We start from the raw sequence: 15336 nt of genomic DNA, 5'->3' as shown, positions 1-15336 counted from the left end.
ACATACGACGCATGGCATCCAGAATCCCCTCCCTCGGTGATCTCTCGCGGCGACAGGTCCTCGCGGCACTCGGCACGGTCGGCGTCGTCGGCGGCGGCGCGGTCGCTGGCGGGTCGCTGCTCGGCGAGCCCGAGCCTATCGAGACGACGACGCCGGACGATAACACCTCACAGGAACTCGCCGAGCGTCACGCCCCGACGCTCTACTTCGGCGCGCGCGAGAAGTGGTTCCCGACGGACCCCCGAGAGTTCACGACCCAGCAGGACGGCGAGACCGTCCTCGACGGCTTCACCGCGTTCGACGAGTACACCCGGCGGTTCATGGAGTCCGGCGACCCGCCCGCCCCGGCGGCCTGCTACCACGTCGTCGAGTATCCCGACCGCTCGCTCGTCGCCGTCCAGTACTGGTTCTACTCCGCGTTCGACCAGTTCACCACCAACTTCCACTGGCACGACTGGGAGGTGCTGCACGTCTTCGTCGACACGGAGTCGGAGGAGCCGGTGCTCTACGTCGCCAGTGCCCACTCCACCTCGGTCCCCAACAACGAGTTCCTCGACCCCGAGACGACCCGGCCGAGCATCATCTCGGAGATCGGCTCGCACTCCAGCGCGCTCGGCGTCAACGACCAGCGCGACTCCTTCCAGCGGGTCCCGCTCGACGGGCTCATCGCCGACATCACCAACGGCCCGCTGGAGCTCGCCGACCTGGCGTCGTTGCCCGTCGCCTACGGCCTGCCCCGCGACGAGGGCTTTCGGCTCCCCTTCGCCGTCCCGGAACTCGACGGCCAGCCGGTCTACGAGGACGACCGCCTGCCCAACGTGACCGCCGACGACCTGCTCGCCGCGGACGTGACCGTCCGGTCGTTCTCGGACCTGTCGTCGCCCCCGGGTGATCTGCCGATGCGGGAGACGGGCTATACCTTCGCGCCCGCCGTCGCCGACGGGACGGAGGGGACGGGCGTCGACACCGAAGTCGACTACGAGTACGACCTCGTCCCTATCGAGGAGGTTCGGGACATCACGGAACTCACGGGACCGCAGTTGAGCTTCGAGTTCGCGGTCCCGACGGCGGCCGAGAACGCCATCGCGAGCCACCTCACCGCGCCCGACCTCCCGTGGGAACAGGACCGCTTTACCGACCCGTCGCTCGACGTGAGCGACGGCCGCCACCGCGAGGCCTTGCGTGAGCGATACGGTATCGAGCATTCGAACACGGGCGACCGGCTCGTCGGGGCGATTCGACAGGCGGTACCCGCCCCCGACGCGCCCGACGGTGAGGGCGTGACGACCCAGGAGTCGGGCGTCGAAGGCGTCTGCCTCCTCGAAAGCGACCCGGTCGCCGTCCCGACGTTCAACGGCGTCGTCGCGTTCCAGGACGTCCCCGAGGGCGACCACCGGCTGACCGTCAACGGCGCAGGACTCGCCCCCTACGCCGAGGAACTCACCGTCGAGCGCGGGCAGGGAACCGGCACCATCGGCGTCGACGGCGCGGTCACGACCGTCGCCAACGAGGACGCCGTCCGCGTCGAGGCCGACTCGGAGTCGAACCTGACGAACCTGACCGTCACCGACGACGTGGGCGGCCGCCTCTACGACGGCACCCCGCCGGGCGAGAACGGCTTCGCCGTCTACGTCCACAACGCGGGCGCCTACACCGCGGAGGTGACCGACGAGGACGGCGGGTCGGCGGCCTACCGGGTCAATCCGAACGTGGGCGACGACTCGGTCGGGCTCGGGACGGTTCGGACCGGGAAGGTCTCGTACATCTCGTTCGTCGTCGACATCCTCTCGGAACTCCGCGCGTCGGTTCGGGCGGAAGCCGGACTCGACGACGAAGATGGGGAAGTCGACGCCGACGCGGAACTCGATGGCGACGCCGACGCGACCGTCGAAGCGGACGCCACCGTCGAAGCGGACGCCACCGTCGACGCCGACGCGGACCTCGATGGTGACACCGACACGAACACGACCGTCGAGGCAGACGCCACCGTCGACGCCGACACCACCGAGACGCTCTCGACGGAGACAACCACGACTACGGCCACCGACACCACGCTCGACGGAGACGAGACTGACGACGCCACGCGACTGACGACGGAGACGACACGGACGGCGACAGACCGGCAGACGGAGACGGCCACGCCGACCGAGACGGCCACGCCGACTGAGACAGCCATACCGACCGAGACAGCCACACCGGCGCGTCGGCCAAGCGACGTCGAGGCACTGGTCGACGCCATCGAACTGTCTCTCGTGACGGCACGGCTGTCGTTGGAAGCGGCGGAGGCGGGTGACGAGGAAACCGCGAACGACGGTCTCCGGGTGCTCCAAGAGCAGCTGGAGGCCATTCGGGGCGCGCTCGACAACGACGACGGCGGCGTCAGGCTGTCCGGGCAGGTCCGTGGGCTGGTCCGGCGTCGTCTGCAGGTCGCGCAGAACCGGACGGAGACCGCGTTAGAGACGCCGCTGTAGCCACCTCGACAGCTTTTACCCGACTTCGGCCGACAGGTCGCACGAATGGATCTCTCGCGACTGCTCTCCGACCGCGCCATCGAGGAGTATCTCGGCTCGGGACCGACGCTCGTCTGGCTGCTCGTGGTCAACGCCACGGCCTTCCTCGTCGGCATCCGTTTCTACGTCGAGACGATGCCGTCGGTGCCGACGTTCCTCTGGCCGCTCTACGGCGACTCGCCGATGGCACTCGCGTTGGCGACGCTGTCGCTGGCGACGCTCCTGCCCGCGCTGGGGAGTCGCGTGCTGGACACGCCGATGAACCGGCCGCTCGCCTATCTCCACACCCTCTCGTTCGTCTGGCTGGTGAAGTACGGCGTCTGGACGGCCATCGCGCTCAATCTCCGGCCCGAACTCTACTTCGGCTTCGACGCCCGCGCGCTCTACGACTACTGGTTCATCATCGGGACGCATCTCCTGTTCGTCCTCGAAGCCGTCGCCATCGCTCGTATCGGCCGGACGACCCGCGGTGCCCTCGGCTTCGCGCTGGTGCTGCTCCTCGCCAACGACATCTTCGACTACTGGTTCGGCTTCCACCCGCCGCTGCGGTACACGCCCGACCTCGTCCTCCCGGCGGTTACGGTCGTCCTATCGTTCGGAACGGTTCTTCTGGCAGGCCGCGTGTTCGCTCCGCTCTCGGCGCGAACCGAATAAACGGTCGACAACGAGTCGATGACGGCGGATGAACGGAACGAACGAAGGCTGCGTTTTTTAGGCTGTATCGGCAAGAGTCGACTATGCGACTCACCACTGTGGCCGTCGTCGCCCTTCTCGTGTGCGCCTCGTTCGCACCCGCGGCCATGGCGCTCGGCGAGTCGAGCGCCGACCGACCCGGCACGTCCGCCTCGGCCGACCTCGGTGACCGGGCAGGTGTGACACTTCAGACCGGGGAGACGACCACGTCGACGACAACCACGACAACCACGACGAGTCAGTCGAGCGAGACGGAGACGTCGAACGACACGAACGCGTCGGACGCGGCTCTCGGACACCGTGTCTCGTCGTTCGTCCAGTCCACTTCGTCGGAGACCGAGGGGTCCGTCGACAGCGGGATGTGGGCTGCGGACGTGACGCGGTCGAACCGGCCCGATGCGGTCGACCGCCGCGTCACCCAGCTTCGCGAGCGAGTCTCGACGCTCCGGGCCGAACGGGCGGAACTGCGTGCGGCCTACAAAGCGGGTGAGCTCTCCCAGCTCCAGTACCGCTCGCGGCTGGCCGAACTGAACGGGCAGCTTGCGGCCCTGTCGACGGCGACGCAGGACACCGAGCGCGCGGCGACGCGGTTGAACACGCACGCGCCGGGGCTGCAGCGCGTTCGCGAAGACATCGACGCCGAGCGTCGAGGCAATGGTCTCGGTGTCGGACGGCCGACCACTACCGACCCGACGGACACAGCCGACGGGAACGAGTCGACGACCGACGCCCCGGAACCACGGCGTGGCGAGGGAAATGGGAACGGCGGTAACGGTGTCGAAGGCAACAACCGTGCCAACGGTCCCGGAGACGACACCCGCGGCAACGGCGACGACGACGCGGCCGATGGCGTGACCGTCGACACCGCCGTCGTCGGGCCGCTGCCAGCCGCAGTCTGAGCGGTCGACTGCGCCCCAGTCACACGGTTACCGTGCGGTCGGTGCACACGGGGCGACCCCCGTGCTGTCACGCGGTCGGTGAGTCAGCCTTTTGAGTCCAGGCGGCATATCACACTCCATATGGATTCCGCGGTACTGCTCGATCTCCTCGGTAACGAGAACCGCCGGCGCATTCTCCGGCTTCTCTCACACAAACCCTGTTACGTCACGGAGATCAGCGAGTATCTCGGCGTCAGTCCGAAGGCCGTCATCGACCATCTCCGGAAGCTGGAGGAGGCGGGTCTCATCGAGTCACGGACGGACGACCAGCGACGCAAATACTTCAACATCTCGCGGAACCTCCGGCTGGAGGTCAACGTCTCGCCGCACGGCTTCGGTGCCAAGAGCGCGTATCCCGCCAGCGCGAGCCTCGACATGGCTGGCCGCTGTCCGCACGTCTCGCTGGACGTGAAGGCCAGCGAAGAGGACGACGACCTCTCTGATCTCGCGACGGAACTCGCCCAACTCGACGAACTGGAGAACGAACTCTCGCTCGCCCAGCGGTGGGTCCACGGCCGGATGACGAAGGTCTTGGACCGCCTGAACGACGCCATCGGCGCGGACGCCGACAGCCGGTTCTACGCGAACGTGCTCGCGGCCATTGCCACGGGAAACGAGACGACCGAGACCATCAGCCGCGAGGTGGACGCGCCGGAACACGTCGTCGCCGACGCGCTCTCGCGGCTCGCCGAACGAGAACTCGTCGCCCGCGACCGCGAACAGGGCCGCTGGGTCATCGTTTGAGGCGAATTAGACACTCTGAGGCGGATTAGACGCCCTTCGTCAGCCCGTCGCGCAGGTCTCGACCGAAGTAGTGACCCAACAGTGCTACGAGCATCCCGGCGACCGCCCCACCGCCAGCGATGGCGACGCCATACTGGCCCAGCAGGTCGGCGGCGACCGGCAGAAATGTCGCACTGAGCGTGCTCAGGAGGAAGCCGAGCCCCGAGGCGACGCCGCCCGCGGCGGCGACTTCGAGGTAGTGGCGGCGTTTCGCTACGAGGCCGACGGCGAAGGCCACGGCGAAGAGACCGACGAACCGGCCGACGAAGCCGACGAGCGGGATGGAGCCGCCGACCGCCATCGCGACGACCGTGAGGAGCAGGGTCGCGAGGAAGAGCTTCGGTGAGAACAGGCGGCCGAGTCGCCCCCGGATACCGGTTCGGCCACTGTCGTCGTCGGCGTCGCGCTCGGCTTTTCGGTCGGCCCGCTCGATGTCGGCTTCGATACCGGTGAGCAGGTCGTCGTCCGCGGAGGGCGCGCCGAGCGTCTCCTCGGACTCGGCGTCGTCGCTACGCTGCATGGTGGTGAGTGTCGCGCCGGACGTATGGCTCTTACTGCGATGATGGGCTTTCGAGGTTGTTGCGAGCACGGTGTCCGGGTGGAACGGTCTCTCAGGAAGCACTGCACTGTCCCGCGTCGTTGATTCGGATTCAGAGAACCCCTCGAAAGCCCACGCGCGCTCGACTCGCGCGAGTCGCTGTGCTCCTCGCCTCACTTCGTTCGGCTGTGGTGCTTACGTCCTCGTGCTTCGCCGAGCGCGCGTCCCCTTTCAGTCCCACCCACCGCTCTCCGCACAGCCACACCCTCCCCAACCGATTCGCTCACTCGCAGGCTCGTTCGCTCATCCCTCGCACGAGTGGCTCGCGCCGACGAGACGGCGCGAAGCCACGCGCCACACCGGGTTCTCGTTCAGCGTCCCTCACCCACTCCGAACAGTCGAACGAGTGGATTCAAGTCCGGTCGCGCGGAACGAGCGCGTATGAACGCAGGGGACCGCGTCCGCGTCGACCGCGCGGGCGTGACGAACGAAGGCGTACTGATGCCCTCCACGACCGCGGACTACCTCGTCGTCAAGCTCGACGGCGGCTACAACGTCGGAATCGAGCGCGAGGACGCGTCGGTCGACGTGCTGGAGACGGACGTCTACGACGTCGGTGACGTGGGCGACGAGGACGACGACAGCGAGGCCTCGGTCGTCGACTTCGACGACGACCTGCCGACGATTTCGCTCATCTCCACCGGTGGCACCATCGCCTCCACCGTCGACTACCGGACGGGTGCCGTCACCGCCCGCTTCGACGCCGAGGACGTCCTCCGGGCTGTCCCGGACCTCGCAGGGCGCGCGAACTACCGCGGCCGCGTCGTTGCCAACATCCTCTCGGAGAACATGACGCCCGCCATCTGGCAGGACCTCGCGCAGGCTGTCCACGAGGAGATCGAGAACGGCGCGGACGGCGTCGTCGTCATGCACGGCACCGACACGATGCAGTATTCGGCGGCCGCGCTCTCCTACATGCTGGACACGCCGGTCCCCATCGTCTTCACGGGCAGCCAGCGCTCGGCGGACCGCCCCTCCTCGGACAACGTGATGAACGCCGTCTGCGCCGTCGAAGCGGCCAAGGGCGACGCCGCGGAGGTCATGGTCTGTATGCACGGCTCCGAGTCCGACGACGTCTGCGCACTCCACCGCGGCACGCGCGTCCGCAAGAGCCACACCTCGCGCCGTGACGCCTTCCGGACCATCGGCGCGAAGCCGCTCGGCGAGATCGACTACGATACGGAGGAGATCACCTTTCGGCGCGACTACGCCGAGCGCGGCGGCGTCGACCTCGACATCGCCGACGACCTCGCCGAGGACGTCGAACTCGTCAAGTTCACGCCGGGTATGGACCCCGCAGCGTGGGACTACCTCGACGGGAAGTCCGGCATCATCATCGAGGGGACGGGCCTCGGCCACGTCCACACGGACCTCATCCCGCGCATCGAGGAACTCGTCGACGGGGGTGCGACCGTCGCCATGACCAGCCAGTGTCTCGAAGGCCGCGTCTGTGACCGCGTCTACGACACCGGCCGCGACCTGCTCGACGCCGGCGTCGTCGAGGCGGGCGACACCCTCCCCGAGACGGCGAAGGTGAAGCTGATGTGGGCCATCGCGAACACCGACAGCCCCGCCGAGGCGATGCAGCGGGACCTCGCTGGCGAGCTGACGGAGCAGTCGCGGCCGTGGACGTGATGGCCGAGGAGCCAGCCACAGAGGAGTACGAGATTCGACAGGCCACCCTCGACGACGAGGAGGCCGTCGTCGACCTCACGTCCCGTATCTGGACGGACCGCGGCGGCGACTACATCCCCCGCATCTTCGACCGATGGATCGCGGGCGACGGCGAACGCCAGCGCACCTTCGTGGTCGACGTGGTCGGCAGCGACGACATCGCCGCGCTCCTCCAGTGCGTCCTCCTCTCGGAGCACGAGGCGTGGGCGCAGGGGATGCGTGTCCATCCCGACTACCGCGGGCAGGGCCTGAGCACGCGCATCAACGACGCCGCGTTCCGCTGGGCGCGCGAGCGAGGCGCGACCGTCGGCCGCAACATGGTCTTCTCGTGGAACGTCGGCGGGCTCGGCGGGTCACGCGCGGCGGGTTTCGACCCCTGCACCGAGTTCCGCTGGGCACAGCCGACGCCCGACGCCGACGCCGAACCGGTGCTCGACATCGTCGGCAGCGACGGCGACGAGACGGCCGGAAGCTACGCGACCGACGCAGCCTGGGCGTTCTGGACCGCCAGCGACACCCGAGTGGACCTGAAAGGTCTCGCGCTCGACGGCGACGAGTCGTGGGCCGTCTCGGAGCTGACCCGCGAGAAGCTCCGGCGCGCTGCCGACGAGGACCGGCTGTTCGTCGTCCGAGACGACGGCACGCGCGGCTTCACCTACCGCAACCGGACCTACGAGCGGCCGACCGACGACGGCGAGGAGGAGACGTGGGCCGAGTACGCCGTCGGCGCGTGGGCCGACCTCGATGCCTGCAAATCGCTCTTCGCGGCCGTCGCACGCGACGCCGCAAGCGTGGGTGCGGAGAAGACACGCGTCCTGATTCCCGAGTCCGCTCGGTGGGTCAGCGACGTCGCCGCCTCGCGTGTCGGTGTCTCCGACGAACCGGACTTCGTGATGGCCGCCGATCTGACGAAAGACCGGTTCGCCTGACGCACGTCCGCTCTGTCGCGGGCCAGTCAGGTTTCGCGTTCTTCTCTTTTCGACGGCGGTCGGTACCGTCGCGCCGCGTCACTGCTGGTAGCGGTCGACGACGAACCTGCCAACTAGCCCGCCGAGATAACCGACGAGCGACCCAGCCAGCCCGAGCGTCGCGTAGACGAGCAGCAGTCCCCACAGCGGTGCGTCACCCTGAGAGGTAATCGCGCCGGTCGAGAGTGCCCGGAGGAGTGTGTCGGCGACGGCGACAGTCCCGAAGACGAACGACGGGACGAGGGCGACGACGACGCTCGCGAGGAGACCACCACCGCGGTACGCGCTGGCGGCCGAGACGAACGGCACCGAGTAGAACAGTGCCACGGGGAGTGCCACGTTGGCGACGAGTCGGCCGGTCGCGCCCACGACGGGGGCGAGGAGTCTGTCGAAGGTGAGCGCGACGAGAAAGAGGGCGAACAGGGCGAGCGCGTAGCCGCCGACGAAGGTCAGCCAGTGGCGACGCTGGTCGCGAGGCTGCCCCCACAGGAGCCGTCGGAATCCGGCCGTGTGGGAGCGAGCGGTGGAGGAGGGCATTCGCTCGGGGGGAGAGGTGGCGACGGGAAAAAGATTCGCGTCGTGTCAGCAGAGCGGCAGTCCGCTCAGCCCAACAGCCGCTCTTTCAGGCTGCGTTCGCGTTTCTTCTCGGCGAGCAGCACCGAACACTCCACGTCGTTGACGACGTCGAGCACGAGCGCGCCGGAGACGAGCCGCGAGAGCAGCCCGCGCTCGGTCGCGCCGACGATGAGCATCGACGACGCGGCGGCGTGCCGTTCGATGGACTCCTCGACCCCGCCGGTGTCGACGACGAGGTTCGCATCCGAGAGGTCGTGGTCGGCGGCCCACGCTTCGAGGAACGACATCCCCTCCTCCTTGTCGTCGGCGACGTGGAGGAGCGTGACGCGCGCGCCGTACTCCTCGCGGAGGATCTTGGCGACGGCCGCCGAGAGGTCCGAGTCCGGACCACCGGCGGTCGGCACGAGCACCTCGGAGGCGTCGAAGCCGCGGTCCCGCAGGACGAGGAAGTCACACGGCAGGTCGTGGGCGAGTTCGTCGATCGCACTCTCCGCACGTCCCGGCGAGCCGTGGGAGTCCGGTCCCCAGCCCATGACGGTCATGTCGGCGTCGTAGGTGCGCGCGGCGTCGAAGACCTCCTCGAACGTCCGGTGCGAGAGGATGGTGTGGGTCTCGACCGGCACGTCGAAGGTCTCGGCGTCCGCGCGAGCCTGTTGGAGGATGCTGTGTGCAGCCTCGTGGTCGCCCTGGTCGCGAGCGGCCGAGAGGGCCGTCTGGTCGGGCACCTGTTCGATGTTGACGGCGACGACCGTCCCGCTGCGCTGCTTGGCGACCGCGCTGGCCAGCGTGATGAGGTCCTTCTCGCTTTCGGGGTTGGAGAGCGGCACCATCACGCGGAACTTCCCGCCGTCGGGCTGGACCGACGACGCGGCCGAGACGGCCGAGTCGGGCATCTCGTCTTTCCGCGAGAGGATGTACTGGCCGAGGATACCCTGTTTCTCCGTCTTCCCGCGGGCGTACAGGAGATACCACAGTGCCGCGAAGCCGACCAGGAGGCCGGTGAGACCGATGACGAACGGGTCGATGTACGCGACGAGCGCGAAGGAGATGATCGCTCCCAGGATGGGAAGCACCGGGTAGAACGGAATCGTGTAGTCCGGATTGTAGTCCTCCGGGTCGGCGACCCGCATCACGATGAGCGCGATGTTCAACAGGCCGTAGATGACGAGGTGGAGCGCGCTCCCCGTGTTCGACAGCAGCTGGAGGTTGCCGAAGACGATGAACGCGAGGATGAACGCCCCCGTCAGCGCGATGGAGCGGTACGGCGTCCCGAACCGCGGGTGAATCTCGTTGAGTTCCGGGGTGACGATCTTGTCCCGTCCCATCGCGAAGTTGATGCGTGAGGACGCGAGAATCGACGCGTTCGCCGACGACGCGGTAGCGAGCAGCCCGCCGAACAGCAGGGCGACGGCACCGACCGGTCCCAAGAGGATGCGGGCGACGTCGACGACGGCGGTGTCGTTGTTGGCGACGACGCTGTTGTCGACGGCCGCGAGCACGACGAGCAGGACGAGCGCGTAGATGGACGTCACGATGAGGACGCTGCCGATGACGGCTCGCGGTAGGTTCCGGCCGGGGTCTTTGATCTCCTCGGCGACCGAGGTGATCTGGACGAAACCGAGGTAGGAGACGAAGATGAGTCCCGTGACGGGCAGCAGTGGGTCGGTCCCGTAGGGCGTGAACGGTCGGAGCGTCTCCAAGTTGGCGTTCAGCGCGCCGACGAAGGTGAAGACACCGAGAATACCGACCAACGTGATGACGATGATGTTCTGCAGTCGGCCGGTCTCCTTCGCGCCGACGTAGTTGATACCGATGAACAGCGCGGCACCGCCGAGCGCGACGACCTTCGCCGGGTCGAGACCGAGGACTGCCGGGACGGGTGCGAACTGTATCACGTACTGGCCGAATCCGAACATATAGAACGCGGACGCGAACGCGAGACCGAGCCAGTTGGCCCAGCCCGCGACCGATCCGAACAGTGGTCCGAGCGCGTGGTTGACGTAGTAGTACGCCCCGCCGGATTTCGGCATCGCCGTCCCCAGCTCACTGGCCGAGAGTGCGGTCAACAGCGCGATAGCACCGCCGAGGACGAACGCCCCGGCCGCGAGCGGTCCCGCCTCCGCGACGGCGACGCCGGGTAGCACGAAGATACCCGCACCGATCATGGTCCCGACGCCGATGGTCAGGGCGGCGAGCGGGCCGAGGTCTTTGGCGAGTTCCTCGTCACTCATCGCGAGTCACCTCCGTCGTGGACGGCGGCCGTGGGTAACGAGGGGGTCTCGCCATTCATTCGTCTCCACCCGGAAGGACGACGACCGGTCGGTCGCTGTCGTCGACGAGCGTGTCGCGGGCGTCGTGGCCGAAGATGTCCCACCACTTCTTGCCCTCACGTGGGGTGAACACGATGGAACTCGCGTCCGCGTCGCGGGCGGCGTCGAGGATGGTCTCCCCGATGTCGGTGCCGTAGAGCAGCTGTGTCTCGACATCGACGCCGGCCTCTTCGGCCCGCTCGCGGACGAGTTCGAACAGCTCCTCGGCCAGTTCCTCTCGCTGTTCGACCGACGCCTTGTCCGGCGCGCCGCCGGCCTTCTCGACGACGTGGACGAACAGGGCGCGGCCGTCCGCGTCGGCGACGTACGGCAGAGCCGCGTCGCAGGTGGTGACGGCGTCGTCGTCATTGGCGACGGGAAGCAGCGGAACGTCGAAGAGCTGCCTAACCATGGGTCCCACCTCCTCCACTGTCGAACGAGGTGAACGGACGGTTTAGAAACGTCTGTGTGACTTTCCGTACGGGATTCATACGAGTCGCTATGTTGCGACCACTCTTAGTTCGTTCCCTTACCGACATCTGTGCAGGGGTAAACGGGTGACGAATCAGAGGGCGACGACCCACGCCCGGTAGTCCTCGTCGCGGCCGTAGACCTCCTGGAACGTGCGGTCGACGAACGCCGAGAGGCGGTTGGCGTCCGAACGCGCCGAGACCCGGACGTTCGTGCCCTCGGCCGTCTCGGGACTCTCCAGCTGGTCGATGCGGAACTCGGGGAACTCCTGCAGCATCGCCTTCAGCCGTTCCAGCTCCTCGTCGGTCACGTCGAGGTTGAACGTCTTCTCGGAGAACTGGACCCACGCGGTCGGCAGCGGGTCGCCGTCGTCGTCCGTCCCGTCGAGGTCGGGGTCGGGGTCGGCCTCGATGGTGAGATAGGCACTGCCACGGTTGCGGTGGGCGACGATACCGTCGGCGAAGAGCTTCCGGCGTTCGGCCGGGGTGTCGGCCTCGAATCGGGTCATGGCCGTGCCTACGCGGAGACCACTGAAAAGCGGGGCGGCCTCGGTCGCGGGCGGCGACTCGTCACTCGATCAGAACAGCGTCGTCACCGCGAGCAGCGTCACGCCGCTCACGACGAGCAGATGGACGAGGACGACGAGCGTCGGCGACAGGCCGGTGTCGCGCATCTCGGCCAGCCGGATGTCGAAGCCGAGTCCGACGAACGCGAGCGTGAAGAGCCAGTCGGCGGCGATGTCGATGGTCGACAGCGTGCCGTCGGAGAGCAGCCCCGCGTTGGCGACGGCGGCGACGAGGAAGAAGCCGACGAGGAACTTCGGGAACTCCGTGACGATGCGGCGGAACTCCGGGCTTCGCGTGTCGCCCGTGGCGTACCGGACCGCGTACGCGAGCGCGACGACACCGAGCAGCGAGTTGCGGGTCAGCTTGGTCACCGTCGCCCACCGGCCCGCGACGGCGGAGTGGGCGAATCCGGCGGCTGCGACGGGACCGGTCGAGAACATCGACAGTCCCGCCCAGATGCCGAACTGCTTGCCCGTGAGACCGAGCAGGTCGCCCGCGACGGGGAACGCAAGGAGCGTCGCCGCGTCGAAGAGCAGGATGGTCGCGACGACGTGGGTCAGCTGGTCGCCGTCGGCGTCGATGGTTCCGGCGACGGCCGCGGCGGCCGAGACGCCACAGATGCTGGAGCCAGCGGCCAACAGTGAGGCGGTCTTGTCGCGGAGACCGAAGCCGCGGCGTGCGAGCAGTTCGACGCTGAGGACGCCCGCGGCGACCGTCACGACGACGAGACCGACGACGAGCGGGCCGGACGCGCGGACCTCCGCGAGCGAGACACTCGCACCGAGGAGGACGATGCCCGTCTCCAAGGAGAGCGAGCCGAGACCGATGCCCGGCGCGGCCCAGTCGGGCTTGCCGAGCGTGTTGGCGACGAGCGCGCCGAGGGCGACGGCGACGATGAGCGGGCTGAGCGCGGGAAGCACGCCCGCGAGGAGATGTGCGAGAACCGCGAGCACGACGAGAAACCCCAGACCGGGCAGCCGCTCACGGAGCGCGGTCGCCGTCGCCATCAGAGTGTCTGCAGAAGGACGGTTCCACCGACCACGCCGATACCGAGCACCGTCGCCTGCCAGCCGCGGTCGAGGGCGGCCCACGCGCGGACCACCGACCCGGCCGGACCGTCCACGTGTCGTACCGAGGAGTTGTCGGTCGCCATTTGGTGGTGTTTCCCGAAGGCCGCAGTTGAACCTATCGCTCTCTGTCACGAGTAGCAGCGAGTGTTGCTGGTTCGCGGCCGAATCGACAGGATTCGGTCGGCGGTTGGCGAGAGAGCCGACAGTGATAGCGGAGATTTCTACTGGATTCCCGTGCCCACAGTGTGACGGACGGCCGTGTCGACAAAGCCGCGCGTTTCTACAAGATTTTAAGCCCGGAGTGGGACGGGTGAGACATGAGCAACGAACACGTACTCCTGCTCGGACCGCCGGGAGCCGGCAAAGGAACGCAGAGCAAGCGACTGGCCGCCGAATTCGACCTCGAACACGTCACCACGGGTGACGCGCTCCGTGCGAACAAGCACATGGAGACCGAGTACGGGACACCTGCCTCGTTCATGGACGCGGGCGAACTCGTCCCCGACCCGGTCGTCAACGAGATCGTCAAGACGGCCCTCGAAGACGCCGACGGATACGTCCTCGACGGCTACCCGCGTAACCTCGACCAGGTCGAGTATCTCGACAGCGTGACCGAGCTCGACTACGTGTTCTATCTCGCCGTCGACGAGGACGAACTCGTCCGCCGCCTCACCGGCCGCCGCGTCTGCCCGGACTGTGGCGCGACCTTCCACACCGAGTTCGACCAGCCCGAAGAAGAGGGCGTCTGCGACGAATGTGGTGCTGAACTGACCCAGCGCGACGACGACACCGAGGACACCGTCCGCGAGCGGCTCCGCGTCTACCACGAGAACACCGCGCCGGTCGTCGAGCACTACCGTGAGACGGGCACGCTCGTCGAGGTCGAGGGCGAGGGGACGCCGGACGAGGTCTTCGACGAGCTCGCGACCGAACTGCGAGACTGAACGGGTCGCGCCGCCGACACCGCCTCGTCGCGCCGCCGATTCGACAGTTCGACTCATCTCCCGTTTTTCTCCCGCTCGTGAGCGTCAGCACCAGTATCAGCCCCATCGCGAGCGGCGCGTCAGCGGCAGCGAGAGTAAAAGCTTGATAAACGGTGGTTGCTAAAGGAGGGTAATGGCACGTATCGAAGCGAAGGTTCGGTCGCTCGTCTCCGACGACCCGGAGATGCGAGGGGCCATCGAGACCGTCCTCGACCGCTCGGAGGACGGCGAGATCAAGTGGGTCGACGTCAAGAACGACCTGTCGAGCGGGCAGTGGGGTCGGCTCATCGAGAAGGGCGTCCTCGTCGACGGCGACGAAGGCTTCGCGCTCGCCGACGTCGACGCCACCCGCGAGGGTCTCGAAGAGAAGTCCGACGACGGGTCCTCGAGCTCCGGTTCCTCGGGCGTCGACGACGTCGAGGGCACGAGCTGGTCGAAGTACGACAAGGGCGCGGCCCTCGTCACCGTCGGCCTGTTCGCGGGCTACTCGCTCACGGAGGTCCGCAACGTCATCGGCGGTGTGATGGACATCATCCTCGGCCCGCTGGCCGAGGTGCTGCCGTTCTACGCCGTCGTCATGGTGCTCGCACTCGGGACGGGGCTGTACTCGACGCTCCTGCAGGCGAACCTGATGAACATGGACAAGATGGGCGCGTACCAAGAGCGGATGAAGGACATCCAAGAGCGCCGGAAAGAGGCCAAGGAAGCCGGTGACGACGCCGCCCTCGAACAGATCCAAGAGGAGCAGATGGAGGCGATGGGCGACCAGATGGGGATGTTCAAAGAGCAGTTCCGCCCGATGGTCTGGATCATGTTCCTCACCATCCCGGTGTTCCTCTGGATGTACTGGGCCATCGGCATCGGCGGGAACCCGGTCCACGTCGACCTCGGGAACCTCGTCCTGCCGCTCGCTGGCGAGGTCACCTGGAAGGAAGGCATCCTCGGTCCGATGCAGACCTGGATTGTCTGGTACTTCCTCTGCTCGATGGCGTTCACGCAGGTCATCCGCAAGGGCCTGAACATCTCGACGACGCCGTCGACGAGCTAACCGCGGTCTCTCCTCTTTCGTCTCTCCGACGCCGAGTGCCGACAGCCGCAGCCAGCAGTCCGCGCCGTCGACGAGAGCACGTTTCCGTTGCAAACCGTACACTCCCCTCCGAACGCGCCGGAGTCGACGACGCTCGCGGACAGCGTGGT

General features: G+C 67.6%; 15 protein-coding genes. 8 read left to right on the top strand and 7 right to left on the bottom strand.

Going from position 1 to position 15336, the window contains the following annotated elements:
- Positions 1-11: 11 nt before the first annotated feature.
- The 4 genes from BLR57_RS08620 to BLR57_RS08605 all read left to right on the top strand — a co-directional run bounded on the left by BLR57_RS08620 (position 12) and on the right by BLR57_RS08605 (position 4885).
- Positions 12-2471, top strand: coding sequence for a hypothetical protein (locus tag BLR57_RS08620; protein WP_089696745.1), 2460 nt, complete (start codon positions 12-14; stop codon positions 2469-2471).
- Positions 2472-2516: 45 nt separating this feature from the next.
- Positions 2517-3164, top strand: coding sequence for a DUF1405 domain-containing protein (locus BLR57_RS08615; protein WP_089696742.1), 648 nt, complete (start codon positions 2517-2519; stop codon positions 3162-3164).
- 83 nt (positions 3165-3247) lie between these two features.
- Complete coding sequence (locus BLR57_RS19345) at positions 3248-4102, top strand: hypothetical protein (RefSeq protein WP_089696739.1); 855 nt, start codon at positions 3248-3250, stop codon at positions 4100-4102.
- A 120-nt stretch (positions 4103-4222) separates the two neighbouring features.
- Positions 4223-4885 carry an ArsR/SmtB family transcription factor gene (locus BLR57_RS08605; protein ID WP_089696736.1) on the top strand — a complete coding sequence of 221 codons (663 nt, stop codon included), beginning with the start codon at positions 4223-4225 and terminating at the stop codon, positions 4883-4885.
- 25 nt (positions 4886-4910) lie between these two features.
- On the opposite strand, the gene BLR57_RS08600 is transcribed toward BLR57_RS08605, so the two are convergent.
- Positions 4911-5444: a hypothetical protein gene (locus BLR57_RS08600; protein WP_089696733.1), complete on the bottom strand. Its 534-nt coding sequence runs from the start codon at positions 5442-5444 to the stop codon at positions 4911-4913.
- A 459-nt stretch (positions 5445-5903) separates the two neighbouring features.
- On the opposite strand from BLR57_RS08600, the gene gatD reads away from it, so the two are divergent.
- Both gatD and BLR57_RS08590 read left to right on the top strand, forming a co-directional pair.
- The gene (gatD, locus tag BLR57_RS08595; RefSeq protein ID WP_089696730.1) at positions 5904-7157 is read left to right on the top strand and encodes a Glu-tRNA(Gln) amidotransferase subunit GatD; all 1254 of its coding nucleotides are present in this window, start codon (positions 5904-5906) and stop codon (positions 7155-7157) included.
- Complete coding sequence (locus tag BLR57_RS08590) at positions 7157-8125, top strand: GNAT family N-acetyltransferase (RefSeq protein WP_089696728.1); 969 nt, start codon at positions 7157-7159, stop codon at positions 8123-8125. Before gatD ends, BLR57_RS08590 begins: the two co-directional genes overlap by 1 nt.
- 78 nt (positions 8126-8203) lie before the next feature.
- Here BLR57_RS08590 and BLR57_RS08585 read toward each other — a convergent pair whose 3' ends face one another.
- From BLR57_RS08585 to BLR57_RS19340, 6 genes are all read right to left on the bottom strand, one after another.
- Positions 8204-8701: a hypothetical protein gene (locus BLR57_RS08585; protein ID WP_089696724.1), complete on the bottom strand. Its 498-nt coding sequence runs from the start codon at positions 8699-8701 to the stop codon at positions 8204-8206.
- Between the two features lie 65 nt (positions 8702-8766).
- Positions 8767-10971, bottom strand: a complete 2205-nt coding sequence (locus tag BLR57_RS08580) for an amino acid permease (protein ID WP_089696721.1) — start codon at positions 10969-10971, stop codon at positions 8767-8769.
- A 55-nt stretch (positions 10972-11026) separates the two neighbouring features.
- Positions 11027-11461, bottom strand: coding sequence for a universal stress protein (locus BLR57_RS08575; RefSeq protein WP_089696718.1), 435 nt, complete (start codon positions 11459-11461; stop codon positions 11027-11029).
- Between the two features lie 153 nt (positions 11462-11614).
- Positions 11615-12028 carry a DUF7975 family protein gene (locus tag BLR57_RS08570; protein WP_089696715.1) on the bottom strand — a complete coding sequence of 138 codons (414 nt, stop codon included), beginning with the start codon at positions 12026-12028 and terminating at the stop codon, positions 11615-11617.
- Positions 12029-12097: 69 nt separating this feature from the next.
- The gene (locus BLR57_RS08565) at positions 12098-13093 is read right to left on the bottom strand and encodes a YeiH family protein (RefSeq protein WP_089696712.1); all 996 of its coding nucleotides are present in this window, start codon (positions 13091-13093) and stop codon (positions 12098-12100) included.
- On the bottom strand, positions 13093-13239 hold the full coding sequence (locus BLR57_RS19340) for a hypothetical protein (RefSeq protein WP_170830593.1): 147 nt from the start codon (positions 13237-13239) through the stop codon (positions 13093-13095). The genes BLR57_RS08565 and BLR57_RS19340 overlap by 1 nt, the downstream gene beginning before the upstream one ends.
- A gap of 234 nt (positions 13240-13473) precedes the next feature.
- Between BLR57_RS19340 and BLR57_RS08560 the strand changes: the two genes are divergently transcribed.
- Positions 13474-14100 (top strand): adenylate kinase, encoded by a 627-nt coding sequence (locus BLR57_RS08560; protein WP_089696709.1) that lies wholly within the window; start codon positions 13474-13476, stop codon positions 14098-14100.
- A 172-nt stretch (positions 14101-14272) separates the two neighbouring features.
- On the top strand, positions 14273-15187 hold the full coding sequence (locus tag BLR57_RS08555; RefSeq protein WP_089696706.1) for a DUF106 domain-containing protein: 915 nt from the start codon (positions 14273-14275) through the stop codon (positions 15185-15187).
- The last annotated feature ends 149 nt before the right edge of the window (positions 15188-15336 follow it).

This window comes from Halogranum gelatinilyticum (genome assembly GCF_900103715.1).
Lineage (GTDB): Archaea > Halobacteriota > Halobacteria > Halobacteriales > Haloferacaceae > Halogranum > Halogranum gelatinilyticum.
The sequence above is the reverse complement of the archived record's forward strand: the minus strand, read 5'-3'. Positions and strand labels throughout refer to the sequence as shown.

Bases quoted from the DNA above. Each gene is read 5' to 3' on its own strand.
- BLR57_RS08620 (WP_089696745.1), top strand. From the start codon at position 12: ATGGCATCCAGAATCCCCTCCCTCGGTGATCTCTCGCGGCGACAGGTC.
- BLR57_RS08615 (WP_089696742.1), top strand. From the start codon at position 2,517: ATGGATCTCTCGCGACTGCTCTCCGACCGCGCCATCGAGGAGTATCTC.
- BLR57_RS19345 (WP_089696739.1), top strand. From the start codon at position 3,248: ATGCGACTCACCACTGTGGCCGTCGTCGCCCTTCTCGTGTGCGCCTCG.
- BLR57_RS08605 (WP_089696736.1), top strand. From the start codon at position 4,223: ATGGATTCCGCGGTACTGCTCGATCTCCTCGGTAACGAGAACCGCCGG.
- BLR57_RS08600 (WP_089696733.1), bottom strand. From the start codon at position 5,444: ATGCAGCGTAGCGACGACGCCGAGTCCGAGGAGACGCTCGGCGCGCCC.
- gatD (WP_089696730.1), top strand. From the start codon at position 5,904: ATGAACGCAGGGGACCGCGTCCGCGTCGACCGCGCGGGCGTGACGAAC.
- BLR57_RS08590 (WP_089696728.1), top strand. From the start codon at position 7,157: ATGGCCGAGGAGCCAGCCACAGAGGAGTACGAGATTCGACAGGCCACC.
- BLR57_RS08585 (WP_089696724.1), bottom strand. From the start codon at position 8,701: ATGCCCTCCTCCACCGCTCGCTCCCACACGGCCGGATTCCGACGGCTC.
- BLR57_RS08580 (WP_089696721.1), bottom strand. From the start codon at position 10,971: ATGAGTGACGAGGAACTCGCCAAAGACCTCGGCCCGCTCGCCGCCCTG.
- BLR57_RS08575 (WP_089696718.1), bottom strand. From the start codon at position 11,461: ATGGTTAGGCAGCTCTTCGACGTTCCGCTGCTTCCCGTCGCCAATGAC.
- BLR57_RS08570 (WP_089696715.1), bottom strand. From the start codon at position 12,028: ATGACCCGATTCGAGGCCGACACCCCGGCCGAACGCCGGAAGCTCTTC.
- BLR57_RS08565 (WP_089696712.1), bottom strand. From the start codon at position 13,093: ATGGCGACGGCGACCGCGCTCCGTGAGCGGCTGCCCGGTCTGGGGTTT.
- BLR57_RS19340 (WP_170830593.1), bottom strand. From the start codon at position 13,239: ATGGCGACCGACAACTCCTCGGTACGACACGTGGACGGTCCGGCCGGG.
- BLR57_RS08560 (WP_089696709.1), top strand. From the start codon at position 13,474: ATGAGCAACGAACACGTACTCCTGCTCGGACCGCCGGGAGCCGGCAAA.
- BLR57_RS08555 (WP_089696706.1), top strand. From the start codon at position 14,273: ATGGCACGTATCGAAGCGAAGGTTCGGTCGCTCGTCTCCGACGACCCG.